This is a genomic window from Rahnella victoriana, assembly GCF_004330295.1.
GTDB classification, from domain to species: domain Bacteria; phylum Pseudomonadota; class Gammaproteobacteria; order Enterobacterales; family Enterobacteriaceae; genus Rahnella; species Rahnella victoriana.
Genome location: NZ_SJOJ01000007.1, coordinates 1 through 25,030 on the forward strand (window position 1 = coordinate 1; position 25,030 = coordinate 25,030).

General features: G+C 52.8%; 32 protein-coding genes and 1 other annotated feature. Of the genes, 26 read left to right on the forward strand and 6 right to left on the reverse strand.

Annotated elements, in window-relative coordinates; translation table 11 throughout:
- Positions 1 to 543: 543 nt before the first annotated feature.
- From clpB to rluD, 3 genes are all read right to left on the reverse strand, one after another.
- Positions 544 to 3,117, reverse strand: a complete 2,574-nt coding sequence (gene clpB / locus EYY67_RS07490; protein WP_095923443.1) for an ATP-dependent chaperone ClpB — start codon at positions 3,115 to 3,117, stop codon at positions 544 to 546.
- 130 nt (positions 3,118 to 3,247) lie between these two features.
- On the reverse strand, positions 3,248 to 3,985 hold the full coding sequence (yfiH, locus tag EYY67_RS07495; RefSeq protein WP_131693239.1) for a purine nucleoside phosphorylase YfiH: 738 nt from the start codon (positions 3,983 to 3,985) through the stop codon (positions 3,248 to 3,250).
- Positions 3,985 to 4,962: a 23S rRNA pseudouridine(1911/1915/1917) synthase RluD gene (gene rluD / locus EYY67_RS07500; protein WP_047612788.1), complete on the reverse strand. Its 978-nt coding sequence runs from the start codon at positions 4,960 to 4,962 to the stop codon at positions 3,985 to 3,987. The genes yfiH and rluD overlap by 1 nt, the downstream gene beginning before the upstream one ends.
- Positions 4,963 to 5,092: 130 nt before the next feature.
- On the opposite strand from rluD, the gene bamD reads away from it, so the two are divergent.
- The 4 genes from bamD (at position 5,093) to pheA (ending at position 7,917) form a co-directional block, all read left to right on the forward strand.
- Complete coding sequence (gene bamD / locus EYY67_RS07510) at positions 5,093 to 5,827, forward strand: outer membrane protein assembly factor BamD (RefSeq protein ID WP_013574066.1); 735 nt, start codon at positions 5,093 to 5,095, stop codon at positions 5,825 to 5,827.
- A 281-nt stretch (positions 5,828 to 6,108) separates the two neighbouring features.
- The gene (raiA, locus tag EYY67_RS07515) at positions 6,109 to 6,450 is read left to right on the forward strand and encodes a ribosome-associated translation inhibitor RaiA (RefSeq protein WP_095923447.1); all 342 of its coding nucleotides are present in this window, start codon (positions 6,109 to 6,111) and stop codon (positions 6,448 to 6,450) included.
- A gap of 134 nt (positions 6,451 to 6,584) precedes the next feature.
- Positions 6,585 to 6,709, forward strand: a sequence feature (Phe leader region).
- A complete protein-coding gene (locus EYY67_RS24920; protein WP_369794779.1) occupies positions 6,586 to 6,633 on the forward strand; it encodes a hypothetical protein in 48 nt (15 codons plus the stop codon). Its footprint overlaps the feature before it by 48 nt.
- Positions 6,710 to 6,762: 53 nt before the next feature.
- The gene (gene pheA, locus EYY67_RS07520) at positions 6,763 to 7,917 is read left to right on the forward strand and encodes a bifunctional chorismate mutase/prephenate dehydratase (protein WP_095923450.1); all 1,155 of its coding nucleotides are present in this window, start codon (positions 6,763 to 6,765) and stop codon (positions 7,915 to 7,917) included.
- A 60-nt stretch (positions 7,918 to 7,977) separates the two neighbouring features.
- On the opposite strand, the gene tyrA is transcribed toward pheA, so the two are convergent.
- The 3 genes from tyrA to EYY67_RS07535 all read right to left on the reverse strand — a co-directional run bounded on the left by tyrA (position 7,978) and on the right by EYY67_RS07535 (position 11,062).
- Positions 7,978 to 9,099: a bifunctional chorismate mutase/prephenate dehydrogenase gene (gene tyrA / locus EYY67_RS07525; protein WP_131693240.1), complete on the reverse strand. Its 1,122-nt coding sequence runs from the start codon at positions 9,097 to 9,099 to the stop codon at positions 7,978 to 7,980.
- A gap of 6 nt (positions 9,100 to 9,105) precedes the next feature.
- The gene (locus tag EYY67_RS07530; RefSeq protein ID WP_095923454.1) at positions 9,106 to 10,182 is read right to left on the reverse strand and encodes a 3-deoxy-7-phosphoheptulonate synthase; all 1,077 of its coding nucleotides are present in this window, start codon (positions 10,180 to 10,182) and stop codon (positions 9,106 to 9,108) included.
- A 289-nt stretch (positions 10,183 to 10,471) separates the two neighbouring features.
- Entirely contained in the window at positions 10,472 to 11,062 is a 591-nt protein-coding gene (locus EYY67_RS07535; RefSeq protein WP_131693241.1) for a phage repressor protein CI, read from the reverse strand.
- A gap of 132 nt (positions 11,063 to 11,194) precedes the next feature.
- On the opposite strand from EYY67_RS07535, the gene EYY67_RS07540 reads away from it, so the two are divergent.
- The 22 genes from EYY67_RS07540 to EYY67_RS07640 all read left to right on the forward strand — a co-directional run bounded on the left by EYY67_RS07540 (position 11,195) and on the right by EYY67_RS07640 (position 25,028).
- Positions 11,195 to 11,470: a hypothetical protein gene (locus EYY67_RS07540; protein ID WP_095923459.1), complete on the forward strand. Its 276-nt coding sequence runs from the start codon at positions 11,195 to 11,197 to the stop codon at positions 11,468 to 11,470.
- Positions 11,470 to 11,691: a TraR/DksA C4-type zinc finger protein gene (locus EYY67_RS07545; RefSeq protein WP_131693242.1), complete on the forward strand. Its 222-nt coding sequence runs from the start codon at positions 11,470 to 11,472 to the stop codon at positions 11,689 to 11,691. Before EYY67_RS07540 ends, EYY67_RS07545 begins: the two co-directional genes overlap by 1 nt.
- Before the next feature lie 88 nt (positions 11,692 to 11,779).
- Complete coding sequence (locus tag EYY67_RS07550) at positions 11,780 to 13,732, forward strand: replication endonuclease (RefSeq protein WP_119823219.1); 1,953 nt, start codon at positions 11,780 to 11,782, stop codon at positions 13,730 to 13,732.
- Positions 13,733 to 13,821: 89 nt separating this feature from the next.
- On the forward strand, positions 13,822 to 14,016 hold the full coding sequence (locus EYY67_RS07555) for a hypothetical protein (RefSeq protein WP_095923465.1): 195 nt from the start codon (positions 13,822 to 13,824) through the stop codon (positions 14,014 to 14,016).
- A gap of 198 nt (positions 14,017 to 14,214) precedes the next feature.
- Positions 14,215 to 14,418: a tail protein X gene (locus EYY67_RS07560; RefSeq protein WP_131693243.1), complete on the forward strand. Its 204-nt coding sequence runs from the start codon at positions 14,215 to 14,217 to the stop codon at positions 14,416 to 14,418.
- A complete protein-coding gene (locus EYY67_RS07565) occupies positions 14,409 to 14,630 on the forward strand; it encodes an HP1 family phage holin (protein ID WP_095923470.1) in 222 nt (73 codons plus the stop codon). Before EYY67_RS07560 ends, EYY67_RS07565 begins: the two co-directional genes overlap by 10 nt.
- Positions 14,611 to 15,120 carry a lysozyme gene (locus EYY67_RS07570; RefSeq protein WP_095923471.1) on the forward strand — a complete coding sequence of 170 codons (510 nt, stop codon included), beginning with the start codon at positions 14,611 to 14,613 and terminating at the stop codon, positions 15,118 to 15,120. Before EYY67_RS07565 ends, EYY67_RS07570 begins: the two co-directional genes overlap by 20 nt.
- Positions 15,121 to 15,546: a transcriptional regulator gene (locus EYY67_RS07575; protein WP_131693244.1), complete on the forward strand. Its 426-nt coding sequence runs from the start codon at positions 15,121 to 15,123 to the stop codon at positions 15,544 to 15,546. It abuts the gene before it with no gap.
- A complete protein-coding gene (gene lysC / locus EYY67_RS24695; RefSeq protein WP_233432920.1) occupies positions 15,437 to 15,679 on the forward strand; it encodes an Rz1-like lysis system protein LysC in 243 nt (80 codons plus the stop codon). The genes EYY67_RS07575 and lysC overlap by 110 nt, the downstream gene beginning before the upstream one ends.
- Entirely contained in the window at positions 15,642 to 16,106 is a 465-nt protein-coding gene (locus EYY67_RS07580) for a phage tail protein (RefSeq protein WP_095923475.1), read from the forward strand. The genes lysC and EYY67_RS07580 overlap by 38 nt, the downstream gene beginning before the upstream one ends.
- Positions 16,107 to 16,187: 81 nt before the next feature.
- Complete coding sequence (locus tag EYY67_RS07585; RefSeq protein WP_119823224.1) at positions 16,188 to 16,829, forward strand: phage baseplate assembly protein V; 642 nt, start codon at positions 16,188 to 16,190, stop codon at positions 16,827 to 16,829.
- Positions 16,826 to 17,176 carry a GPW/gp25 family protein gene (locus tag EYY67_RS07590; RefSeq protein ID WP_095923479.1) on the forward strand — a complete coding sequence of 117 codons (351 nt, stop codon included), beginning with the start codon at positions 16,826 to 16,828 and terminating at the stop codon, positions 17,174 to 17,176. The genes EYY67_RS07585 and EYY67_RS07590 overlap by 4 nt, the downstream gene beginning before the upstream one ends.
- A gap of 4 nt (positions 17,177 to 17,180) precedes the next feature.
- Positions 17,181 to 18,089: a baseplate assembly protein gene (locus tag EYY67_RS07595; protein ID WP_119823226.1), complete on the forward strand. Its 909-nt coding sequence runs from the start codon at positions 17,181 to 17,183 to the stop codon at positions 18,087 to 18,089.
- Positions 18,082 to 18,609, forward strand: a complete 528-nt coding sequence (locus EYY67_RS07600) for a phage tail protein I (protein WP_119823228.1) — start codon at positions 18,082 to 18,084, stop codon at positions 18,607 to 18,609. The genes EYY67_RS07595 and EYY67_RS07600 overlap by 8 nt, the downstream gene beginning before the upstream one ends.
- Before the next feature lie 11 nt (positions 18,610 to 18,620).
- On the forward strand, positions 18,621 to 20,087 hold the full coding sequence (locus tag EYY67_RS24925) for a phage tail protein (protein WP_131693245.1): 1,467 nt from the start codon (positions 18,621 to 18,623) through the stop codon (positions 20,085 to 20,087).
- A 3-nt stretch (positions 20,088 to 20,090) separates the two neighbouring features.
- Positions 20,091 to 20,609, forward strand: a complete 519-nt coding sequence (locus tag EYY67_RS07610) for a tail fiber assembly protein (protein ID WP_131693246.1) — start codon at positions 20,091 to 20,093, stop codon at positions 20,607 to 20,609.
- Positions 20,610 to 20,750: 141 nt separating this feature from the next.
- Positions 20,751 to 21,920 (forward strand): phage tail sheath protein, encoded by a 1,170-nt coding sequence (locus EYY67_RS07615; protein ID WP_119823233.1) that lies wholly within the window; start codon positions 20,751 to 20,753, stop codon positions 21,918 to 21,920.
- 14 nt (positions 21,921 to 21,934) lie between these two features.
- Complete coding sequence (locus tag EYY67_RS07620) at positions 21,935 to 22,444, forward strand: phage major tail tube protein (RefSeq protein WP_131693247.1); 510 nt, start codon at positions 21,935 to 21,937, stop codon at positions 22,442 to 22,444.
- A 62-nt stretch (positions 22,445 to 22,506) separates the two neighbouring features.
- A complete protein-coding gene (locus EYY67_RS07625) occupies positions 22,507 to 22,791 on the forward strand; it encodes a phage tail assembly protein (protein ID WP_095923495.1) in 285 nt (94 codons plus the stop codon).
- 32 nt (positions 22,792 to 22,823) lie between these two features.
- A complete protein-coding gene (locus EYY67_RS07630) occupies positions 22,824 to 22,946 on the forward strand; it encodes a GpE family phage tail protein (protein ID WP_015689400.1) in 123 nt (40 codons plus the stop codon).
- Positions 22,939 to 24,561, forward strand: coding sequence for a phage tail tape measure protein (locus EYY67_RS07635; protein ID WP_131693248.1), 1,623 nt, complete (start codon positions 22,939 to 22,941; stop codon positions 24,559 to 24,561). The genes EYY67_RS07630 and EYY67_RS07635 overlap by 8 nt, the downstream gene beginning before the upstream one ends.
- Positions 24,558 to 25,028 carry a phage tail protein gene (locus tag EYY67_RS07640; RefSeq protein WP_095923497.1) on the forward strand — a complete coding sequence of 157 codons (471 nt, stop codon included), beginning with the start codon at positions 24,558 to 24,560 and terminating at the stop codon, positions 25,026 to 25,028. Before EYY67_RS07635 ends, EYY67_RS07640 begins: the two co-directional genes overlap by 4 nt.
- Positions 25,029 to 25,030: the final 2 nt, after the last annotated feature.

Genomic DNA, 25,030 nt, shown 5'->3' on the forward strand with positions numbered 1-25,030 from the left:
CAGCGTTCAATCTGAGCCATGATCAAACTCTTCAATTAAAAGTTCGATTTGCTTCAACAAGTGAAGCGGTGCTCAAAAATTAACTTTCGTAGTACTCTTATAGTTGAACAAGTCAACTAAATGAATTACTGCTTGGTCACTCTTTAAGACTTGATATTTTTTGCCACCGAGGTGGCTGATATCGTCTTGTGAGTGCCCACACAGATTGTCTGATAAATTGTTAAAGAGCAGTGAGTTACTCGCTTTCGCTTGCTAACTCGAGGTGGCGTATATTACGCTTTCCTCATTCAGTGTCAACCGTTTATTTCATCCGGTCATCACTGTTTTTAATCTTTCCGACCCGGTCACTTCGTGATGTTGTTCACGTTGCTCCCTGTCGATGGAGCGGCATTATAGGGAGTTCTCAGCAGGCCGCAAGGGCTAATTTCACTTTTCTTACCAAGCGTTCATAAATTCATCAAATGAATTAATAACGAACAAGTAATGCATAAAAAACGGGCTCCGGATGACGCCGGAGCCCGTTTTAGCTTCCTGATGACCTCATTACTGCCTTGCGATGATGTGGTCATTTTCCACATCGACAGTAATCGGCTTACCTGGAATCAGCTTACCTGACAAGATTTGCTGCGCCAGCGGGTTCTCAATCTCCTGCTGGATGGCACGTTTCAACGGACGCGCACCATAAACCGGGTCAAATCCGGTATTCCCCAGCAATTCCAGAGCCGCATCGGTCAGGGTGGCTGTGTAGCCATGTTCTTCCAGACGTTTGTACAAACGTTCCAGCTGGATCTTGGCGATATTTTTAATATGCGCATGACCCAATGGATGGAACACGACCACTTCATCTATACGGTTGATGAATTCCGGACGGAAGCTGTGTGTGACCACTTCCATTACCGATTCTTTCATCTGCGCATAGCTGGCCTCACCAAAGTGCTGCTGGATAATGTCAGAGCCCAGGTTAGAGGTCATGATGACAACCGTGTTACGGAAGTCGACCGTTCTGCCCTGCCCGTCAGTTAAGCGGCCGTCATCCAACACCTGCAATAAGATGTTGAAGACATCCGGATGCGCTTTCTCAACTTCATCTAACAAGATGACAGAGTAAGGACGACGGCGGACAGCTTCTGTCAGATAACCGCCTTCCTCATAACCGACATAACCCGGAGGCGCGCCGACCAGACGCGAAACGGAGTGTTTCTCCATAAACTCGGACATATCGATGCGGACCATTGCGTCATCACTGTTAAACAGGAATGTCGCCAGCGCCTTACACAGCTCTGTTTTACCCACACCGGTCGGACCGAGGAACAGGAATGACCCGATCGGACGGTTTGGATCTGACAACCCTGCGCGACTACGACGGATCGCATTTGATACCGCTTCCACCGCTTCATTCTGGCCTATCACACGGTTATGCAGCTCTTCTTCCATACGCAACAGTTTTTCACGCTCGCTTTCCAGCATCCGGGCAACCGGAATACCGGTCCAGCGCGCCAGCACGTCGGCAATTTCCACATCTGTGACGCGGTTGCGTAACAGCTTCATGGTTTTGCCTTCAGCCTGCGTCGCCGCTGCCAATTGTTTTTCCAGTTCAGGGATTTTCCCGTACTGTAATTCTGACATGCGCCCCAGATCGCCCACACGGCGCGCCTGTTCAAGCGTGATCTTAGCCTGTTCCAGTTCAGCTTTAATATTCTGCGTGCCGGTGAGGGACGCTTTCTCGGCTTTCCACTCTTCTTCCAGCTCAGAATATTCACGCTCTTTCTGGCTCAGCTCAGTTTCCAGCATCTCCAGACGTTTCACACTGGCATCATCAGACTCTTTCTTCAGGGCCTGCTGTTCCAGTTTCAGCTGAATAATACGGCGTTCGAGACGATCCAGAGATTCTGGTTTGGAATCCATCTGCATACGAATGCTCGATGCCGCTTCATCTATAAGGTCGATCGCTTTATCCGGTAACTGACGATCGGAAATATAGCGATGCGACAATGTGGCCGCCGCAACGATTGCCGGGTCAGTAATCTGCACATGGTGATGCAGTTCATAGCGTTCTTTCAGACCACGCAAAATAGCGATGGTGTCTTCAACAGAAGGCTCAGCGACAAACACTTTCTGGAAACGACGTTCTAACGCCGCATCCTTTTCAATAAACTGACGATATTCATTTAATGTCGTCGCGCCCACGCAGTGAAGCTCACCCCGCGCCAGCGCAGGTTTCAGCATGTTTCCTGCGTCCATGGCACCATCGGCTTTACCGGCACCCACCATGGTGTGCAATTCATCGATAAACAGAATGACGCTGCCTTCCTGTTTAGACAAATCACTGAGAACGCCTTTCAGTCGCTCTTCAAATTCCCCACGGTATTTAGCACCGGCCACCAGTGCGCCCATATCTAAAGAAAGCACGCGTTTATTTTTCAGACCTTCCGGTACTTCACCATTAATGATGCGCTGTGCCAGACCTTCTGCAATCGCAGTTTTACCGACGCCTGGTTCACCGATCAGCACCGGGTTATTTTTGGTACGACGTTGCAGAACCTGAATGGTCCGTCGAATTTCTTCATCACGACCGATGACCGGATCCAGTTTGCCCTGCTCGGCACGTTCGGTCAGATCGATAGTGAATTTTTTCAATGCCTGACGCTGGTCTTCGGCATTCTGGTCATCCACTTTCTCACCTCCACGCATTTGATCGATAGCCGCTGTGATTTTCTCGGCCGTTGCACCGCAGGCTTTTAACACATCAGTTAAAGAACCACGGTCTTTCATCACGGCCAGAACAAACAGTTCGGAAGAAATAAAAGTATCAGCACGTTGCTGTGCCAATTTGTCACAAAGATTTAAAACACGTACCAGTTCATGGGATGGTTGAACATCACCGCCGGTACCTTCAACTTGCGGCAAACGCCCCAAAGCCTGATCAACGTCCGTGCGCAGTTTCTGGGTATCAACCCCAGCAGCGGTTAATAACGGGCGCACGGTGCCGCCTTCCTGAGTGAGTAATGCACTCATCAGGTGAACAGGTTCGATAAATTGATTGTCGCGCCCGAGCGCGAGTGACTGGGCATCCGCGAGGGCAAGCTGGAATTTGCTGGTAAGACGATCCAGACGCATAACACCTCCAATACTGAACAAAATTGCTACTGGAGATTAGATGAGGTCAACCCTCACGTTTTCAAGGTTATCTTGGCAGTATATTCGGAGGACTGCTGCTATGCGTAATGGATCGTCTTGATTCGATAGGTTATATCAGCCAAATTAAACTTGCCAGCCGTCCGGTAATTCCGTCGCGCCGGTAAGAGTAAAATTGGGTGCGGTCGGTCACAGTGCAATACTCGCCGCCATAAATAGCGGTGAGACCGGCGGACTGTAAACGCAATCTGGCTAACAGGTAAATGTCCGCCATAAATTTGGTGCCCGCAGGGGTAAAAGCAACGGATGCATTACTGTTCTCAGCCATAAAAGCGTCACGCACTTCTCCGCCGACTTCAAAATGCGCAGGGCCGATTGCCGGTCCCATCCACGCCATGATGTCTGCGGGAGCAGCCTCAAAACAGGCAACCGTATTTTCCAATATTCCCGCACACAAGCCACGCCAGCCCGCATGGGCCGCCGCCACTTCATCGCCGTTTTTACTGCAGAACAACACCGGTAAGCAATCTGCCGTCATTGCCGCACAGACAACGCCGCGCTCGCGGGTATACGCCGCATCGGCAATCAGTAATGAGACAGGGGGCGTTTCGGTCGTTAAACGAATAACATCGGTGCCATGAACTTGCTCCAGCCAGTGTGGCGCAGCAGGCAGACCGCCAAGTTCGATTAAACGCTGGCGGTTCGCAGCGACATCTTCAGGAGAATCCCCGACATGGCTGCCGAGGTTGAGCGACCCGTAAGGAGGCAAACTGACGCCTCCTTCACGGGTTGTTGCACATGACCGCACCGATGCCGGTTGCGGCCACTGAGGCTGGATAAGGGCGCTCATTACCAGTTCATCTGATCCTTGAACTCTTCAGTATCTGCTTTGAGCGCATTAATCAGGTCAACCATATCCTGAGGAATTGGCGCATGCCATTCCATCTGAATCCCGGTGACCGGATGGTAAAGACGCAGCATAGTCGCATGAAGAGCCTGACGATCGAATCCGCGCAACATGTTAATGAACGATTCGGACGCGCCTTTTGGCAGACGCGGACGGCCGCCATACAGCTGATCGCCTAACAGCGGATGGTTAATGTGCGCCATATGCACACGGATCTGGTGCGTACGACCGGATTCCAGACGCAGACGCAGACGGGTATGGGCACGGAAATGCTCCATAATGCGATAGTGCGTGGTCGCCGGTTTACCCGTCGGGTGAACCGCCATGTGCGTACGCTTGGTGGAATGGCGCGCAATCGGCTCATTCACTGTGCCGCCTGCCGTCATTGTACCAATTGCCACCGCTTCATATTCGCGGGTAATTTCGCGGGCCTGAAGTGCGGTCACCAGATGGGTTTGAGCGGGCACCGACTTGGCGACCACCATCAGACCGGTGGTGTCTTTATCCAGACGGTGCACGATGCCGCAACGCGGAACATCAATGATTGCCGGATAATAATGCAGCAACGCATTCAGTACCGTACCGTCGGGATTCCCTGCGCCCGGATGAACAACCAGATCGCGGGGTTTATTGATGACCAAAATATCAGTATCTTCATACACGATATCTAAAGCGATATCTTGTGGCAGCCAACGCGCTTCTTCTTCAATTTGCGCATCGATTGCGATAGCCTCGCCACCCAACACTTTTTCTTTTGGTTTGGTCACTTTTTTGCCATTGACCGTCACCCTGTCTTCAAGGATCCAATCTTTTATGCGAGATCTTGAATAATCAGGGAACAATTCGGCCAAAGCCTGATCTAACCGTTGACCGAGTTGAGATTCGGCCACCGTTGCGGTGAGTTGTACTTGTTGTGCCATATGCAGCTTCTTGGTTAACGTTGGGTTTTCACGGCGATGCCGTTTAAAATAATGTGCTATTGTAGCTGGTCTTTGTCGGGAGCTTAACGGACAGTCTCCCAGAATAACACCTGAGGATAATCAAAACGTCATGACGCGTGTGAAATATCTGGTGGCAGCAGCCACGTTGAGCCTGGCGCTGGTCGGTTGCTCCAGTTCCAAAGAAACGGTTCCCGATAACCCGCCTAACGTCCTTTATGCCACTGCCCAGCAAAAGCTGCAGGACGGTAACTTTAAAGGCGCTATTGCGCAATTAGAAGCGCTGGATAACCGCTATCCGTTTGGGCCTTACTCGCAGCAAGTTCAGTTAGATCTGATTTATGCCTATTACAAGTCTGCTGACTTGCCTATGGCTCAGGCTTCTATTGATCGCTTTATGCGTCTGAACCCAACCCATCCGAATATCGACTACGTCATGTATATGCGTGGTTTAACCGATATGGCGTTGGACGACAGCGCATTGCAAGGATTCTTCGGTGTTGATCGTTCTGACCGTGATCCACAGCATGCCCGTGCGGCATTCCGTGATTTCAGCCAGCTGATCCACACGTATCCAAACAGCCAGTACGCCACTGATGCGACTAAACGTTTGGTATTCCTGAAAGATCGTTTAGCGAAATACGAGCTGTCAGTGGTGCAATACTACACTAAACGCGGTGCTTACGTCGCTGTCGTTAACCGTGTTGAGCAAATGCTGAAAGATTATCCGGATACGAAGGCCACGCATGACGCGCTGCCGTTGATGGAAAATGCCTACCGCGAACTGCAGCTGAATACTCAGGCTGATAAAGTCGCAAAAATTATTGCTGCCAACAGCGCTGCGTAATTTTACATGTCCGTACACAAACGGTAGCTCAGGCTGCCGTTTTTTTTGGGCTTTTGCTGGGGGAAAACGCAGAAACAGAGGAATGAATCACGTACTGATCCCATCAATCATGCCTGCTCGCAGCGTAACTCTCAAGGCCTTTCCGGCCAGAAATTACCCTGAGTCACAGAAACTTCAACGTTGACAAAAAGTGACAAAAAACCACGCGCTTCAGCACGCTTTTCATAAAAAAGGCTGGTATGTTGGATTCATCGGAGACGGAAAGAAGAGAGGTAAGTTATATGACAGTCAACATTACCAGTAAACAAATGGACATCACTGCTGCTATTCGTGAACACATCGAAGGCCGTCTGAAAAAACTGGATAAATGGCAAACTCAGCTCATTAACCCACACATCATCCTGTCGAAAGAACCTCAGGGTTTTGTTGCCGATGCGACCATCAGTACCCCGAACGGAAAATTGGTTGCCAGTGCCACACACGATGACATGTACGCTGCGATTAACGAAATGACCACCAAGCTTGAGCGTCAGCTCAACAAAGCGCAGCACAAGGGTGAAGCGCGCCGTGCAGAATCCGGCGTTAAAGAACTCAATCTGGAACCGGTGCAGGAAGAGGAATAACCGGGTTATCCGATATGCCATTAACGACGCGCTCTGAGGGGCGCGTTTTTTGTGCCTGAAGGAAATGTTATTGACACAGGGAAAACCCAGCGGTTACTTTAAGACTCAACGTAAACATATGGAAACCACGCACACATGAACACCCGTCTGTTTTTCTTCGCATTCTTTTTTACCTTCCCCTGATTGGGAGGCGTTTCGTCGCGAAAGAATGAATGCGAAGACGAACAACAAAGCCTCCTGAAAAGGGGGCTTTTTTTATGCCTGCGTTTTACACATTTTGCTGAAAGAAAGAACATCTAAAAGGGTAATAACATGACCGAGAACTCCTTACTGGCACTGCGCGAACGCATCAGCGCGTTAGACCTGAAACTACTGGCCCTGCTGGCAGAACGACGCACAATGGCGATTGAAGTCGCGCAATCCAAGATGCACTCTCACCGCCCTATCCGCGACAAAGAACGCGAAGCAGAACTGATTAATACGCTGATTCAGGAAGGGAAAAAGCAGGGGCTGGACGGCCATTACATTACCCGCGTGTATCAGCTGATCATTGAGGATTCTGTCCTCACGCAACAGGCGCTTTTGCAACAACATCTGAATAACACCCCTTCAGACTCCGCCCGCATCGCGTTCCTCGGCCCGAAAGGTTCCTATTCACATCTCGCCGCCCGTCAGTTTGCCGCCCGCCATTTCGACCAGTTCATTGAATGTGGCTGCCAGAAATTCCAGGATATCTTCTCGCAGGTAGAAACGGGTCAGGCCGACTATGCCGTGTTGCCGATTGAAAACACCAGTTCCGGCTCAATCAATGATGTTTATGACCTGCTGCAACACACCAGCCTGTCGATTGTTGGCGAGCTGACGAACCCTATCAACCATTGCGTGCTGGTGGCGACGGACACTGATTTGTCGCAGATCCAGACGGTCTACAGCCATCCGCAACCTTTCCAGCAATGCAGCCAGTTCATTAACCGTTTCCCGCACTGGAAAATTGAGTATTGCGAAAGCACGGCCGCAGCGATGGAAAAAGTGGCTGCTGCGAATTCTCCCCATGTCGCGGCGCTGGGCAGCGAAGCCGGTGGCGCGTTGTATAAACTGCAGGTGCTTGAACATAATCTGGCAAACCAGCAGGAAAACATCACCCGCTTCATTATTCTGGCGCGCAAAGCGATTGAAGTGACCGATCAGGTGCCGGCCAAAACCACGCTGATCATGGCCACCGGCCAGCAGGCGGGTGCGCTGGTGAATGCACTTCTGGTGCTGCGCGATCAGGGCATCATCATGACTAAGCTGGAATCACGTCCGATTAACGGCAACCCGTGGGAAGAGATGTTTTATATCGATGTGCAGGCCAATCTGCGGTCAGAAGAGATGAAAAAGGCGCTGAAGGATCTGGCTCCTATTACCCGCTCGCTGAAAGTTCTCGGCTGTTATCCAGGCGAAAACGTCGTTTCCGTAGACCTGTAATTTCAGGCAAAAAAAGGGCGCTGCACACAATGGCAGCGCCCTTTTTCATTACCGGACAACTTACTTACGGTTGTCGTTAGCTTGTCTCAGTAACGCACCGCTTTCTTTCAGGAAACGCGGCGCATAATCGCCGAACCAGTGCTCAACCTGCCTGAACTTATCGATAAACGCCTGTTTATCACCGGTTTCCAGCAGAGCAAGGGCATCGCCGAAACGCTGATAGTAACGTTTGATCAGTGCCAGATTACTTTCTGACGACATAATAATGTCCGCGTAAAGCTGCGGATCCTGTGCAAACAGGCGCCCGACCATCGCCAGTTCGAGGCGATAAATCGGTGAAGAGAGCGCCAGCAACTGCTCGATTTCCACGTTTTCTTCCGACAAATGCATGCCATACGCAAAGGTCGCGAAATGGCGTAATGCCTGAATGAACGCCATATTCTGATCGTGCTCGACGGCGCTGATTTTATGCAACCGTGCGCCCCAGACCTGCAACTGCTCCAGCAACCACTGATAAGCCTGTGGTTCCCGGCCATCGCAGTACACCACGACCTGTTTTGCCAGACTGCTGACATCCGGCCCAAACATCGGATGCAAACCCAGCACCGGCCCTTCATGCACTGCCAGCATCGCCTGTAACGGACGGTTTTTCACCGACGCCAGATCCACCAGAATACAGTCATCAGGCAGTTTCGGCAGGCGGGCAATCACGTCTTCTGTCAGGTGGATAGGCACACTGACGATCACCATACCGGCATCCGTCAGCAATGTTTCTGCCTGCGGCCAGTCTTCCTGCTCCAGCACTTTCACCTGATAACCGGAAAGCTCCAGCAAACGGGTGAACAAACGCCCCATCTGACCGTTCCCGCCAATAATCACTACCGGACGCAGTGCCGGATGCAGCGTTTTGAAGCCTTTATCGTTTTCGCTTGAGTAAGACTCACGCATCACGCGGCGCAAAACATCTTCAATCAGATCCGGCGGAACACCGAGGTTCTGCGCTTCCTGACGGCGTGAAGCCAGCATGGCGGCTTCCCGTTCAGGCACATAAATCGGCAAACCATAACGGCTTTTGACTTCCCCGACTTCTGCAACCAGCGCCAGACGCCGTGATAAGAGATCCAACAACGCTTTATCGACGTCGTCGATCTGATCGCGCAATGCGTTAAGTTCTGCCACCATAAAAACTTACTCTCCTGCGATTCGTGCCGCCAGCGCATCGCCCAGTTCCTGATGCATCTTACGCAACAGGTCTTCAGTCGTTTCCCAGTTAATGCAGGCATCCGTAACAGACACACCGTATTTCATGTCTGAACGCGGTTGTTCAGAAGACTGGCTGCCTTCGTTCAGATGACTTTCCAGCATCAGCCCGGTGATAGAGCGGTTACCGGCTTTAATCTGATCGATGACGGACTGAGCCACAACAGGCTGGCGACGATAGTCTTTGTTTGAGTTACCGTGACTGCAATCTATCATCAAGGAAGGACGGAGTCCCGCGCCGGTCATCTGTTTTTCACAGGCCTGAACATCCTGCTCGCTGTAGTTTGGCGTTTTGCCGCCGCGCAAAATCACATGCCCGTCCGGGTTGCCCTGAGTCTGTAACAGACACACCTGACCGGCCTGATTGATCCCAACAAAACGGTGCGCCATCTCCGCCGCACGCATGGCGTTGATTGCCGTGCCCAGGCTGCCGTCAGTGCCGTTCTTAAAGCCCACCGGCATGGAAAGGCCAGACGCCATTTCGCGGTGAGTCTGAGATTCAGTAGTACGCGCACCGATTGCTGACCAGCTGAACAGATCGCCTAAGTATTGCGGGCTGTTAGGATCCAGTGCTTCTGTCGCCAGCGGTAAGCCCATACCGACCAGTTGCAGCAGCAAATCACGAGCAATGTGCAGCCCCGCTTCCACATCAAACGTGCCGTCCATGTGCGGATCGTTAATTAACCCTTTCCAGCCCACAGTCGTCCGCGGTTTTTCAAAGTAAACCCGCATCACGATGTACAAACGATCGCTCAGTTCGGCGGCCAGCGTTTTCAGGTGACGCGCGTAATCCAGCGCCGCATCAACGTCATGAATGGAACAAGGACCACACACCACCAGAAGACGAGGATCGCGACCATGTACGATATCGGCGATGGTTTTACGTGCGTCGGAAATGCTGTTTTCGTCGCTGACACTTAAAGGAAAACGGTTTTTCAGCTCTTCAGGAGTAATCAGGATTTGTTCAGCAGTGATATGAACATTATTCAGGGCGTCTTTTTGCATGGTCGTGTTCCGCTATAAGGAAAATGGGCTGCCACGGAGGCATCTGCGGACAACATTAACACAGCACGTAAACTTAGCAAGCCTTAGTTGTAAACTTAACATTACCAATTTAACCTTTAAACCCAATAACTGGAAAATTAACTTTACACTAAGACACTTTAAGTCAAAAGGTATGTACCGTAAATATTACATACGGTTTATCAGCATCGAAAAGGGAGTTTCAGGACAGGGCGGAGGGGCACAACGTCAGAAATGCCCTCAGCAACAGGACGCTGCTGAGGAAACGAAATTAAAGGTTACGATCGAGGGTAATAAACACCTGTCCTGACGCTGTCACTTCATCGACACCACATTCGAAATGACTTTCCTGACGCGTCACGCTCAGGCGGTTGCCGGGAATACGGGCCACATCGTAAACATCCAGATCACCGTCGATATCCAGCAGCCAGCGGCCATTGCCCGGATGCGTGCTGCCCAGATCGACAATCCATGAATGATTGCCTTTCACGACATACGCAGGCAGGGTCAGCGAGTCATCCAGCAGTGAAGAGTCGACCGCCCAGACGCCTTCTTCTTCCAGTGCTCCGCCGCGCAATCTCAATTTTTTAAGCTGGCGGACATCTCCTGGCACGGCGGACGCAGAAGGGTTCGCATCCTGCATTGAGCCTTTGCCTGTTGCCAGCCAGCGCAAGGAAACGCCGGTATCCAGCGCACAGGCCACCACTACGTCACCGGGAAAATAATTTCTTCTTACCCAGGTACTTATCGTGCCAGATGACAACCCGTACAGATCCCCCAGTTCTTTCTGCATGCTAAAGCCGTAAGCCTGAAGCATACGCGTCAGGACGGCTTTTCCACCTTCAAGTTCATCTAATTGCATCTGGCGAAAACCCCTGGATCTGTAAATATCATCTTGACAACTTGCAAATGCAAGTTTAGATTGATTATGTAATGTACCGTCAGATGACCATGATACCAAATTTACGGTGCCGTGGAGAAATAAGGAGACGCGATGTTTTTAGGAACAGAGCAACAGCGCCAGACGGGGCTGCGTCAGATAGCCCATCTGAAAGAAATCTATTTCACTGAGCATAAAAATCCGGCTGAGCTTATTTTCGATCAGGCCACTGAAAAATGGAAATTCACGTTATGTTTTCATGCTGGCCTTAAACGCCGTCATACCCTGTTGCCTTATTCCCGGTTAACACCTGAGGAGCAATTAAAAATTGTTCAGGCACTTTTATCCCTGCGCCATTTCACGGCGTTTTTTAAAGGAAAATTTTACTGATGGCAGACTGGATAGATGAATCACAGGAATATCAGTTAAAGATACTTGAGGCGCAGATTTTACGGGCAACCCGCGCACAGCCTGTTGCCTCCGCCTTTTACTGTACGGATTGCGATGCCGCGATCCCTGAGCAACGCCGGAAAATCATTCCCGGCGTACAACGGTGTATTGAATGTCAGGAAATAGATGAGATAAAAAGAAAGAATTATCGCCCGGTATAACACTTTCTCATTTTAATCAATAAAGTCGCCTTTTTACTGGAAATAACGTTATTTCCGGAAGGTATTCTCTTTGTCGGAAATAACCTTAATGCCAGATAATAACAGAGGCAGGATTGCCCCTTCGCCGCCCCCGCCTTTTAACCGTACAGGCCGGAAACCTTTTGATGGCGTCTGGTGGTGGAACGCCCCCCTTCCGGCGCTCAGTTCCCCGCTGGACAAGCCGCTGACCCGCGATATCTGCCAGCGTCAGCAAACCGCCCTTTCTCAGCTGGCGACACTGCCCCGCTGTCTGCGTACTCCTTTGCATCAGCGCTATACCTGGCTGCTGGACACGCAGGGTGTCCGCGCGGCGGTGCATTTTCTGATGACGGTTTTTACACAGCGTTTATGGCCACGTATTCAGCAGGTGAATGCGCGTCACAGAGTCAATCGTCAGATCTCGCAAAAGCTACTCACCGAAGAAGACCTGTTTAACCGCCTGCCCGACCTTAATGACGATGCCCTGAAACGTCTGGCAAACAGGCTGGCGGTAAACATGCTGGATGCTTACGAATATCACTGCGAACGTTGGCTGGAAAACCGCCCTGACCAATCCGATATTTTGCTGCAGGACGCGACACAACATGAGATTTACGGGCATGTTGCGACGATGGCCCGCGCCTGCGGCATCCAGCCTCTCTTCTGGCGCGCCTGGCAAAAAGGCCGGATGTGTGCAGAGTCTGCGGTCGCAGCGGTGTCACGTCTGGTCAGCGGTGACTGGTGGGAGAAACAACTGCGTACAAAACAGCGGCTCTGGCGGGAAGCGCTGATGATCGCCTGCGGCTATGTGAGCCGCGCAACGTCGCCGTATGCCAGCAAAAATGCCATTCGCGATGTGGTATCGCGCCGCTTATCCGCCATCAATTACCTGAAGCAATGCCAGCTGGAAAATGTTGAATCCGGGGAAACGCTGAGTTTGCTGGACACCGTATTGGCCAGCGTCTCCAACCCCAAACTTCGCCGCATGGAACTGATGACGCTGATTGCCGGGGTGGAAGATGTGGCGGATCAGCAGCGGGACTGCGGGCTGTTTATCACCCTGACCACCCCCTCAAAATATCACCCGCTGAAAATGAACTGCGGGGGTTCAGCGCCCCTGTTTAACCGGAAATGGGATCAGCACGCCTTTACGCCCAAGGATGCACAACGTTATCTGGTGGCCGTCTGGGCCAAAATCCGCACCACCTTTAAAGACCGCAACCTGAAAGTGTATGGCGTACGTGTCGTCGAACCGCATCACGACGGCACGCCGCACTGGCATATGATGTTGTTCACACCGCCCGAGCAGCAACAAAAAGTGGCAGAAGTCATGCGCCGTTACGCGCTGGAAGACGATCCGGATGAACCCGGCGCGGCGGAGTCACGTTTCAATTGCAAGCCGCTGAACCGGGGCGGCGCGGCGGGATATATCGCCAAATACGTGGCCAAGAATATTGATGGTTACGCGCTCGATGGCGAAACCGATTTTGACTCCGGACGCCTGCTGACCGATGTAGCCACCGCCGTCACCGCCTGGGCATCGACATGGCGCATCCCGCAGTTTCACGCCATTGGCATTCCTTCCGTCGGCGCATGGCGCGAATGCCGCCGCATCAGGCACCAGAGTCTGAGCAGCCGGTTTGACAGCCGGGTGGAAGACGTCCGCGCGGCCGCCGATCAGGGTGATTTTGCGGGTTATATTCAGGCGCAGGGCGGGATCCATATTCCCCGAAAGGAACAAACCGTTCGCGTCGCCCGCCAGCTCAGCGAAGAAAAAAATGCCTATGACGAGCGGCGTCACAAAGTTGTCGGCATTTACGCCCCGCATCTGGGAGCCTCACTCATTTTCCTCACCCATACCGAACAATGGCGGATTATCCGTCATCGCCCCGCTTTGGCGAAAAACCCGCAGATCCGCTCGCCTTGGAGTTCTGTCAATAACTGTGGATCGCCGCCGATATCGGAAAAAGAGATAAACCCTACAAAATCAAAGAGAATGAAAATTAACGTATTAATTCAATGAATTATCTTATTTAAAAAGCGTTATGTGTTGACGTATTAGCTCAATTAAAGAATACTGTATATAAACACAGTATCTGGCGAGGGGAGAAAATGGAAAACCTGACTAAACAACAGCTAACGTTGTCCAGGATACAACTGATCGCAGACATTTCACAGACAGCGCAATGCAATCCCAAAGAGTTTCTGGTGATGATGTCCCTGATCTCAGAACTGGCCGGCCAGGCGCTGACCGATGAATCACAGGACGCATTGTATGGCAACGGGAGTACTGACGATCCCCATTGATCACCCGATCCTGCGGCGGTAATACTCAACACAACTGGCGCTTGCCCGACCGGTTTCCTCCGGACTAAGCGCCCCGCCAATTCCCCTTACTGCTTGTTGTGCCAGTCGTTTCACATCCCTCTCAGATTGCCGCTTCGCGTCCCCTTCCGCAGACTGATCTCACCTCCTGACGATCTCATCCACATGCGGAGAAAACCCATGAAAGTCTATGTAGAACAGGGTGATACCCTTGATTCATTGTGCTGGCGTTATTACAACCGCACAGCCGTTGTTGTCGAAAAGGTCTATGCCGCCAATAAAGGCATTGCTGATTTAGGACCACTGTTACCGCACGGTACGGCGGTCGAGATGCCTGACATTGCAGAACAACCGGTTCAGGAAACCCTCAAATTATGGGACTGAATACCGAACGCATCAGCTCAGCTTGCGCTTATTTCATTGCCACGTCGCTGACCTGGCTGGCAGGCCTGACCTCGCAGGATGTGGCCTTTCTGGTCGGTTCCGCCGTCGGGATCGGCACCTTCCTGATCAACTGGTATTACCGGCGCAAAAGCTATCAGTTGCTGTCCCGCAGCGGCCTGAGCAAAGAGACCTATGAAAACCTCAACTCTTAAACGTTGCAGCGCCGCCGTGGTTCTCGGGCTGATGGCCGCCCTGCCCGGCTATCTCTCCCTGCAGGTCTCTGAAGAGGGGTTAAAACTGATCACCGATTTTGAAGGCTGTCAGCTGCAACCCTATCAGTGCAGCGCCGGAGTATGGACCAGCGGCATTGGTCATACCGCAGGAGTGAAACCCGCGCAGGCCCTTACCGAACATCAGGCGGCGGAAAACCTGCTGCTGGATATTCAGCGAACAGAACGCCGCATCAAAAAATGTATGCCGGTCAACATGCCGCAACCGGTTTTCGATGCCGTGGTGTCCTTCGCCTTTAACGTCGGCACCGGTGCTGCCTGTCAGTCCACCCTGGCGTTTTTCATTAACCGGCAGCAATGGCGCAACGCCTGCGAGCAACTGTCGCGCTGGGTTTTCGTCAACGGCGAACGCAACCGCGGGCTGGAACGCAGACGAAACGCCGAACGCAGCGTCTGCCTGAAAGGAGCCTGAATGCGCCTGTTACCGGCAGCGATGACGGCAATGGCCCTGCTGATTGCCGTCCTGTTGCTCTCCAACCGCTCGTTACAGTACGACCTCAACAGCGCCCGTCAGCAACAAGACGCCCTGCACAACCAGCTGCAACAACGGCAGCGGCTGATCGCCGAACTGAATCAGCAAATGCGCCTGCGTGAAGAGGCTGAACGGGCATTGCGCGAAGATCTGAACAGTGCCCGCCAGGTGATGCAATCGCGGGAACAGCAAAGAGAGAGGAGCCTTCACCATGATCCGCAAACCCGTCTGTGGGCTGACAGCCAGCTGCCTGCTGATATTAGCAGGCTGCACGAGCGACCGGCCTTCGGCTCCGCCAGCGATTATTTACGTTGGTTGTCCGGCAGTCAGCTCCTGCCCGGTACCGGCCAGTCATCCGGCCACTAACGAAGCGTTGAGTGCCGACATTCTGCAACTGGAGTCGGCGCTGCTGAACTGCGGTTTACAGATTGAAACCATCAAAAAGTGTCAGGAGGCACAACATGCAAAAACCGATGCAATTGCAACAACGGCTGATTGAACAGGTGCCGCTGCTGGCGGCCTCACCCGGGCAACTGGTGATCGCCACAGGCGCGGGACAGGTGGTGGCGACATCCGCCGCTTCGCTTTCTTTTGAATATCGCTACCCGCTGACCCTGACCGTCAGCGGCGACACGACAGTCAGCGAAGCTCTGGTCGATCAGATGGTGGTCGTCATCCTCGACTGGCTGCAGGTCAATCAGCCGGAAATCCTGGGAAATGCCAGCCACCGTCTGAGTGATTTCACCTTCACCCAGCAGGAGAAAAACCTGGTGCTGACCCTGCAGCTTACCGAGCGCGTTCAGGTGTCTGATCAGGAAAACATACGCACCATCACCCATCTGCCTGAACCGCCCTTACCCGCCAATGTGGCGCTTCCCCGTGAGGTCTACCTCAATGGGGTATTGATCAGCAGCTGGACGGTATAACCCGCTGACGTTTGTTGTGCCATCCGCTGGCGAACGGCCACCGGTTGTCGCCTAACCCTGTGAAACGGCATCCTTTATCCCATGAATACGACACTTCAACTTAACGACATGATGCGGCTGGTCAACAACCTGGTGCGCATCGGCAAAGTCTCAGAACTGGATCTGGCCAATGCGCGCTGTCGCGTCAGTAGCGGCGACAATGTGACCGCGTGGCTGCCGTGGATAACCCACCGTGCTGGCCGTACGCGAAGCTGGTGGGCCCCGTCTGTCGGTGAACAGGTTTTGCTGCTCTCGATGGGCGGCGAACTGAATACGGCATTCGTTTTACCGGCCGTATTTTCCGATACCTCACCTGCGCCTTCTGCTTCGGCGGATGCCATTCATCTGGCCTTCCCGGACGGCGCCATTTTTGAATACGAACCGAAGACCAGCGCGCTGAACGTCACCGGCATTAAAACCGCGGTGATCAACGCCTCACAAAAAGTGGACGTGACGGCGCCTGAAGTCCGCTGCACGGCCAGCACCCGCATCACGCTGGATACGCCGGAAGTGGTGTGTACCAGCAAGCTCACCACCGGTTCCCTTGAAGTCAAACAGGGCGGCACGCTCACCGGGAATATCACCCACAGCGGCGGCAGCCTGATCTCTAACGGCATCATTGTGCATCTCCATCGTCACAGCGGTGTGCAATCTGGTAACGGTCAGACCGGAGGCCCGCAATGAGCAATGCAAAGTACGCAGGCATGGACAGAAACAGCGGGATGGCCATCGAAGATCTCGACCATATCCGCCAGTCCGTCAGCGACATTCTGAACACGCCGGTCGGCTCCAGAGTGATGCGCCGCGATTACGGTTCATTACTGTCTGAGCTGATCGACCAGCCGCAGAACGGAGCGCTGCGGCTGCAGATGATGGCTGTCTGCTACACCGCCCTGTTGCAGTGGGAGCCACGCGTCTCACTGACCGCAATCACTTTCAGCACGGATTACACCGGCAAGATGGTGGTTGAACTGACCGGAAACCGTAGCGATACGGCGACGGATTTTTCCCTGAATATTCCTGTGAGCTGACACTATGGCAACGATCGATTTGAGCCAGTTACCGGCCCCCGATGTGGTCGAAGAACTGGATTATGAAAGTCTGTTTGAAGAACGTAAGACGACGCTGATTTCCCTCTATCCCGCCGACCAGCGGGAAGCCATCAGCCGCACACTGACGTTTGAATCCGAACCCCTGGTCAAACTGTTACAGGAGAATGCCTACCGCGAACTGATCCTGCGCCAGCGGGTGAACGAAGCGGCGCGCGCGGTGATGGTTGCCTATGCCACGGGCAGCGATCTGGATCAGCTGGCGGCGAATTTCAATGTTGAGCGTCTGGTATTGCATGCGGCGGACAGCACCACCATCCCGCCAATGGCGGCCGTTCTGGAGTCTGATACGGATCTGCGCATGCGTATTCCGCAGGCGTTCGAAGGCTTGAGCGTCGCGGGTCCGACCGGCGCGTATGAATATCATGCGCGTTCAGCTGACGGGCGGCTCGCCGATGTCTCGGTGACCAGCCCTTCACCGGCGAATGTTCTGGTGACGTTGCTTTCTCACGATAACGACGGGATTGCCAGCGCCGACCTTATCGCCAACATTCTGGCCGCGCTGAATGACGAAGAAGTCCGCCCTGTGGCTGACCGCGTGGTCGTGCAATCCGCCAGCATTGTCCCCTACGAAATCGACGCGGCCCTGTTCCTTTACCCGGGACCGGAGTCCGAGCCTATCCAGCAGGCGGCAGAAGCGCAGCTGCAAACCTACATTTCCGATCAGCATCGTCTGGGGCGCGACATTCGTCTCTCCGCGATTTACGCCGCGTTACATGTCGAAGGCGTTCAGCGTGTGGAACTGACGAAGCCCGCCGCCGATCTGGTGTTAGATAAAACGCAGGCATCGCTGTGCACGCGTTATTCCATCGTCATCGGAGGTTCTGATGAGTGACCGGCTGCTGCCTTCAGGCTCGACAGATCTGGAAGTCGCTGCCGCGCAAGCCTGTGCGTTACTTGAGCGCGTCCCGGTTCCGCTGCGCACGTTATGGAATCCCCTTACCTGCCCGGCCGTTTTTCTGCCCTATCTGGCCTGGGCATTTTCGGTCGACAGCTGGGACAGCGAATGGCCCGTTGCGACGAAAAGAAACGTGATTCAAACCGCCTGGTTCATCCATCAGCATAAAGGCACCATCAGCGCGATCCGTCGTGTGGTTGAGCCGCTGGGTTACGTCATCAACGTGAACGAGTGGTGGGAAACCGGCGATGTGCCCGGCACGTTCCGTCTGGACATCGGCGTGCTGGAGACGGGAATTGACGAGGCGATGTACAACGAAATGGAGCGTTTAATCAACGATGCCAAACCCGCCAGCCGGCACCTGACCGGGCTGACGATTACCCAGACTATTCCCGGAAGAGTCTTCCTTGGTGCAGCGGCTTATGACGCCGACACCCTCACTATTTATCCTGGCTGATAAGGAACACCATGAGCACATTCAAATCTGTCGTCACTGACCTGGGACAGGCGCGCATCGCCGCCGCCATCCAGAGCGGTCAGGACATTAACATCACTCAGATGGCCGTCGGTGATGGCGGTGGCAGCGCCACAGTCCCGGTTTCCACCCAGACCAAACTGGTGAAAGAAACCTACCGCATCAAACTGAACTCCCTGAAAACGGACAGCAAACACGCGAACTGGATCATCGCCGAGGCGATCATTCCTGCCAGCGTCGGCGGTTTCTGGATGCGTGAAATGGGGCTTTACGCCGCCGACGGCACGCTGATTGCCGTCAGCAATATGGCCGATACTTATAAACCGACGCTCGAGGAAGGCTCCGGCCGCACCCAGACATTGCGGATGGTGATCGTCGTCACCAACACCGATGCCGTCAGCCTGACCATTGATGATTCCCTGATTGTCGCCACCGAAGAGTACGTCAACGACCTGCTGGCCGATCACGAAGCCTCACGCCGTCACCCGGACGGTACGCTAACCGCCAAAGGTTTTGTGCAACTGAGCAACGCCGTTGACAGCACCAGTGAAGTTCTGGCGGCGACGCCGAAAGCGGTGAAGGTAGCAAATGATTTGGCAAAATCAGCCAATGATAATGCCAACGGACGCCTGCCTTCTGCCGGCACAGCCGTTGCGGCAACCCGGCTGGCGACAGCACGCAAAATTGCGGGTGTGCCGTTTGATGGAACGGCGGATATCAGCATCCCTCCTGCAAATATTGGCGCACTACCAGTAGGCGGTACGGCTGTTGCAGCGTTGAAATTAGCAACTCCGAGGAAAATATCTGGAGTACTTTTCGACGGTACAACAGATATAAACCTCACTCCGGGAAACATTGGGGCTATTCCTCTTGCAGGAAGCAACGATATTAAAGGTGTATTGAGGAACTCGGCGGAATTTCAATCCACTTACGCCAATAGTTATCGAATTGTTCAGGGAAATTATGGATCATTTTGGCGGCAGGATGGCTCTTCGCTGTATCTCATGTTGACTAATGCCGGAAATCAGTATGGAAGTTACAATGATCTGCGCCCAATTCGGATCAATGTTGCTACCGGAGATGTGAGTTTTGGTACAGGTATTTCCGTATATTCTGATGGTGTTTTTAGTTGCGCCGGAACTATCACTCCGGGAAACTATTCGAATTTTGATAACCGTTATTATACCAAGACACAATCAGATTCCGCATACATGGCAAAAAACAACGCTTATTCCAAAGTCGAAACGGACAGTCGATATATATATGACGTCCAAAGAGGTAGTCAGGCCCTTGAAAATGGTGCTCATATTACACAAGTTGTTTGGGAGGCCCCGGCCGGTTGTTTTATGACTGGCTTGAATATTCGTGCAGATTTGGGTGATTGCCGTGCAATGGGTAAGTATTATCGAGCCCTGATGGTAAGAACTGCGAGTGGCCAATGGCGTCAGGTGGGGAACTAAAAAATGATCATATTCAAAAACATCAAAATAACAAAACAAGCTTTTGAAGAAGGATTAACATTACCAATTATATATTTTGAAGATCAAGAGGGGAACGACTGGTACGAATTGAGAGATCGTGAATGGAAAGGTAAAAACCATTTCATAACAGTAGGTAAAGATAAAATCGTGAGGACATGGGCTAAAGACCCTAATTTCCTCACCCTTTCAGAGGGTGTTACAATTATAGAAATAAATAAGGAAATAATCCCAAAAGATATAATAAATCATCAATATATGTTTGTTAATGGTGAATTCTCAAGTCTTGAACCTTCTGTAAATGAATTAGCAGAAAAAGAAAGAAATTTACTATTAGCATCTTCATTGACAATTCTTGCCCCTCTTCAAGATGCATGGGATCTAGGAGTTTCTACAGAAGAAGAAAAGACTCAACTCAAAGCCTGGAAGACTTACCGTGTCGCCTTAAACCGGTTAGATTTGTCCACGGCGCCTGACATTACCTGGCCCGACATTCCGGCCTGATCAAAAGCTCCTTCGGGAGCTTTTTTATTATTCTCTTTCCCCCCGCTGTTGTGCCAACGCCCCCACGCCCCTGATCGAATGCGCTTACTGCTGTGAACCGGCATCCTTGCTTCACCACCCACAACAGAGAGAGTCACCCTGATGGCTGATTATCATCACGGCGTACGTGTCGTTGAAATCAACGATGGCACCCGCGTTATTTCTACCGTTTCCACCGCTATTGTCGGCATGGTTTGTACTGCAGAAGATGCAGATGCGGCCACGTTCCCCCTTAATACACCGGTTCTGATCACCGATGTTCTCGCGGCCAGCGGCAAAGCGGGCACCAGCGGGACTTTACGTGCCGCGCTGCTGGCTATTGCTGATCAGTGCAAACCCGTCACCGTCGTGGTACGTGTTGCCACCGGCGAAGATGAAGATGCGACTACCAGCAATATTATTGGCGGTTCGGATGCCAATGGCCGCTACACCGGCATGAAAGCGCTGCTGTCTGCACAGGCGGAGCTGGGGGTTAAGCCACGCATTCTGGGCGTTCCGGGGCTGGATAATCTGGCAGTCGCCACCGCGCTGGCTGGCGTTTGTCAGCAGTTGCGCGCTTTCGGTTATGTCGGCGTGTATGGCGCAAAAACCATTTCCGATGCGATCGCCTACCGTGAAAACTTCAGCCAGCGCGAACTGATGCTGATCTGGCCGGACTTTGTGAACTGGAATACCGCCACCAGCCAGTCTGATATCGCTTATGCCACCGCCCGTGCGCTGGGCCTGCGCGCCAAAATCGACCAGGAAACCGGCTGGCATAAAACACTGTCAAACGTCGGCGTTAACGGCGTCACCGGCCTTTCTGCCAGCGTTTTCTGGGATCTGCAGGCCACCGGCACCGATGCCGATTTGCTGAATGAAGCCTGCGTGACCACGCTGGTGCGCAAAGACGGTTTCCGTTTCTGGGGTAACCGTACCTGCAGCGATGACACGTTATTCCTGTTTGAGAACTACACCCGTACTGCGCAGGTTCTGGCTGACACCATGGCCGAAGCCCACATGTGGGCCGTCGATAAACCAATGACGCCGTCCCTGGTGCGCGACATGATCGACGGCATCAAAGCCAAAATGCGTGAAATGAAATCAGCGGGTTACATCATTGATGGCGACTGCTGGTACGACGAAAACGCTAACACGGCGGAAACCCTGAAAGCCGGTAAGTTGTATATCGATTATGACTATACCCCGGTTCCTCCACTGGAAGATCTGACCCTGCGCCAGCGTATCACCGACTCCTATCTGGTGAACTTTGCCGCGTCCATTAACAGCTAAGGAGACGAGAACTCATGGCACTTCCTAAGAAATTAAAATATCTGAACCTGTTCAATGACGGGAACAGCTACCTCGGTCTGGTCTCTTCCCTGACTCTGCCAAAACTGACCCGCAAGCTGGAAAACTATCGCGGCGGTGGCATGAGCGGTTCCGTCGCCGTGGATTTCGGTCTGGATGACGACGCGCTGACCCTTGAATGGTCCATCGGCGGCCTGGATGAGCTGGTGTTGCAGCAATGGGGCAGCACATCGGATATTCCGCTGCGCTTTGCCGGTTCCCTGCAACGTGACGACACCGGTGATGTCTCTGCGGTAGAAGTCATGATGCGCGGCCGTCATAAAGAGTTTGATTTCGGTGAGTACAAACAGGGCGAAGACACAGAAACCAAAATCACCACCCAATGTACCTATTTCAAACTCACCATCGATGGCAAAGAGCTGATTGAGATCGACACCGTCAATATGGTCGAAGTGGTCAACGGCGTTGACCGTCTGGCTGAGCATCGTACTGCGCTCGGCCTGTAATTCCCTTCCCTGAGCCGGCAGTGTTTCTGCCGGCTTCATTTCAGATTTAAGCAGGAAAACACATGAGCCAGACTGAAAACAACAACACCGTGATCCTGGATGTGCCGTTAAAACGCGGCGATACGAGCATCGCGGAAATCCTGGTCACCAAACCGACCGCAGGCAGCCTGCGGGGTATCGGTCTTGCCGCGCTGGCAAACGCCGATGTCGATGCACTGATCACCATTTTGCCTCGTATCACCACGCCGAACCTGACCAAAGAAGAGTGCTCACGTCTGGAACTGCCTGACCTGATTGCGCTGGCAGGCAAGGTGATCGGTTTTTTATCGCCGAAACCGGAGGCGTAAACATTGCGCCCCGCCTCACTGTCGATGATCTGATGGCAGATATCGCGGTGATCTTTCACTGGCCGCCGTCCGAGATGGACGGCATGTCACTTACCGATCTGTTGAACTGGCGTCATAAGGCACTGCAACGCAGCGGAGTAAAAACAGATGAGTAATCTCGAACAGTTACCCACCACGCTTGAGAAAATGAACCAACAGCTGGGGCCGCTGCGTAAGGCGACGGCCAATATCTGGCAACAATTTACGACAGTACCCAAAAAGAATGTTTTCACCGGGATGTCGGAAGACATGACTGACGCCTCGTCACGGCTGCGCGGGTCTCTTTTTACCCCGGCTGAAAAACAGGCTTATGACGAGATGACAGAAACAATCAGGACGTCCTATTCGGAAAGCATTCAGCCATCGCGCCCGCAGGTTCTGGAACAAAAAGGACGGGAAGCAGGACAACGATACCAGCAGCGTAGAGAGAAAATTGACCGGCTGAAAAATACCAGCTCTTCACTTGTCGCCTTCGCACAACCGAAATTAGAGCTGGCGAAAAACTTCCTCAAACCGGCGTCTGATCTCGAAGCCGGGCTTTCTGAAGTTCAGGCGACGCTCAGGCTGAAAAATGATGATCCACAGCTGGCCGCATTGCGCCAGCAAAGCCTATCGATGGCCGCGTCAGGCCATTCTCCCGCCGACGTTGTCGCCAGACAGCAGGCATTGGCCAATACAGGAATGGATGCCGGTCAGGTGCTGACCCAGACATCTGCGGCACTGAACGGCGCGACACCCGCTGCGCAAATGGCCGTTACCGTCAAAGGCGATAATCTGGATGGCGACATCAGCAAACTGTTTGCGACCTGGGACACCCTGCGCATCAATCTGTTTGCCGGGCAAAGTTCCGCCCTGCGCGAACTCACGCAAACCGCAACAAGCTGGCTGGGTACGCTGAATACCTGGATCACTGATAATCCGCTGCTGGTGAATACACTGCTCGGTCTGGCATTAGGTATCACCGGCATTATCGGCGGGCTGGGCTCTCTCGGCACAGTCATAGTGCCGGTGCTCAGCGGGATCAATATGCTGATGGCTGGCGCCGGTTTGCTGGGCACGCTGTTCACCGGCACCGGCGGCATGATTGCCGCGGCGTTTACCGCCATAGGGTTGCCGCTTCTGCCGGTCATCGCATTGATTGCCGGGATCGGAGTGGCAGTGGTCAAACTTTGGGAGCCGATCAGTGCCTTTGTCGGGGGCGTGATCGAAGGATTTACGTCGGTGATGGGGCCGGTCAGTGAGGCGTTTGCCCCGTTCAGCACGGCGCTGGGCTGGATCACCGACTTATTTGAACCGATTAAATTCAGTCAGGATCAACTGAGCGGTTTCAGCAATATAGGCAAAGAGGTCGGGGAAGCGATCGCAGAGGTTTTTGTCACGCTCAATAAAGCTGTCTCGCAAATCGGAGAACTCTTTATCTGGGCGAAAAAAGGATGGGACTCCATTTTTGGCAATGACAGTTCTGATGCAGGCGCGGATATGACGACACCGCCGGTTGACAGCATTTCCCCCACCGGCGGAGCACTGAACCTGTATCAGCCTGCCAAAACCAGCGTGGCCAATAATCTGACCGATAACCGTGCAACGACGGTCAATGTCAGCTTTACAGCCACACCCGACACCGATAAGCAGCAGATCCAATCATTGGTCAACGATGTCTTCAATGAACGTGAATGGAATGCCACCAATAATTCCTACAACCGGTTTGCTAACGGAGGGATCTACTCATGATGATGTCGCTGGGTTTATTCGTTTTTAAATTAAATACCCTTCCCTATCAGACGCTTGCCAGACAGACGAATTACAGCTGGGGAGATAACCCCCGCTTCGGGCAACGCCCTGTTTCGCAATTTCTCGGGCTGGGAAAAGAAACCATCACATTGTCAGGACAGTTGCTGCCCGAAGTCACCGGGGGAGTCAGCTATCTTCAGACACTTCAGGGGATGGCGGATTCCGGACGGGCATGGCCGCTGATTGAAGGCAACGGAACAATCTACGGCATGTATATTATTGAAAGTATGAACAATACCAACACGGAACTTAACTCCATCGGTCAGGCACGCAGTATCAGTTTTGGCCTGGTGTTAAGACGTGTCGATGAATCTCAGGCGGCGATGTTCGGCGATTTACTCACCCAGGCCGAAGGTTTATATAACAAGGCCAGTTCTGCAATCAGCAACTTCGTTGCGGGAGTCTGACT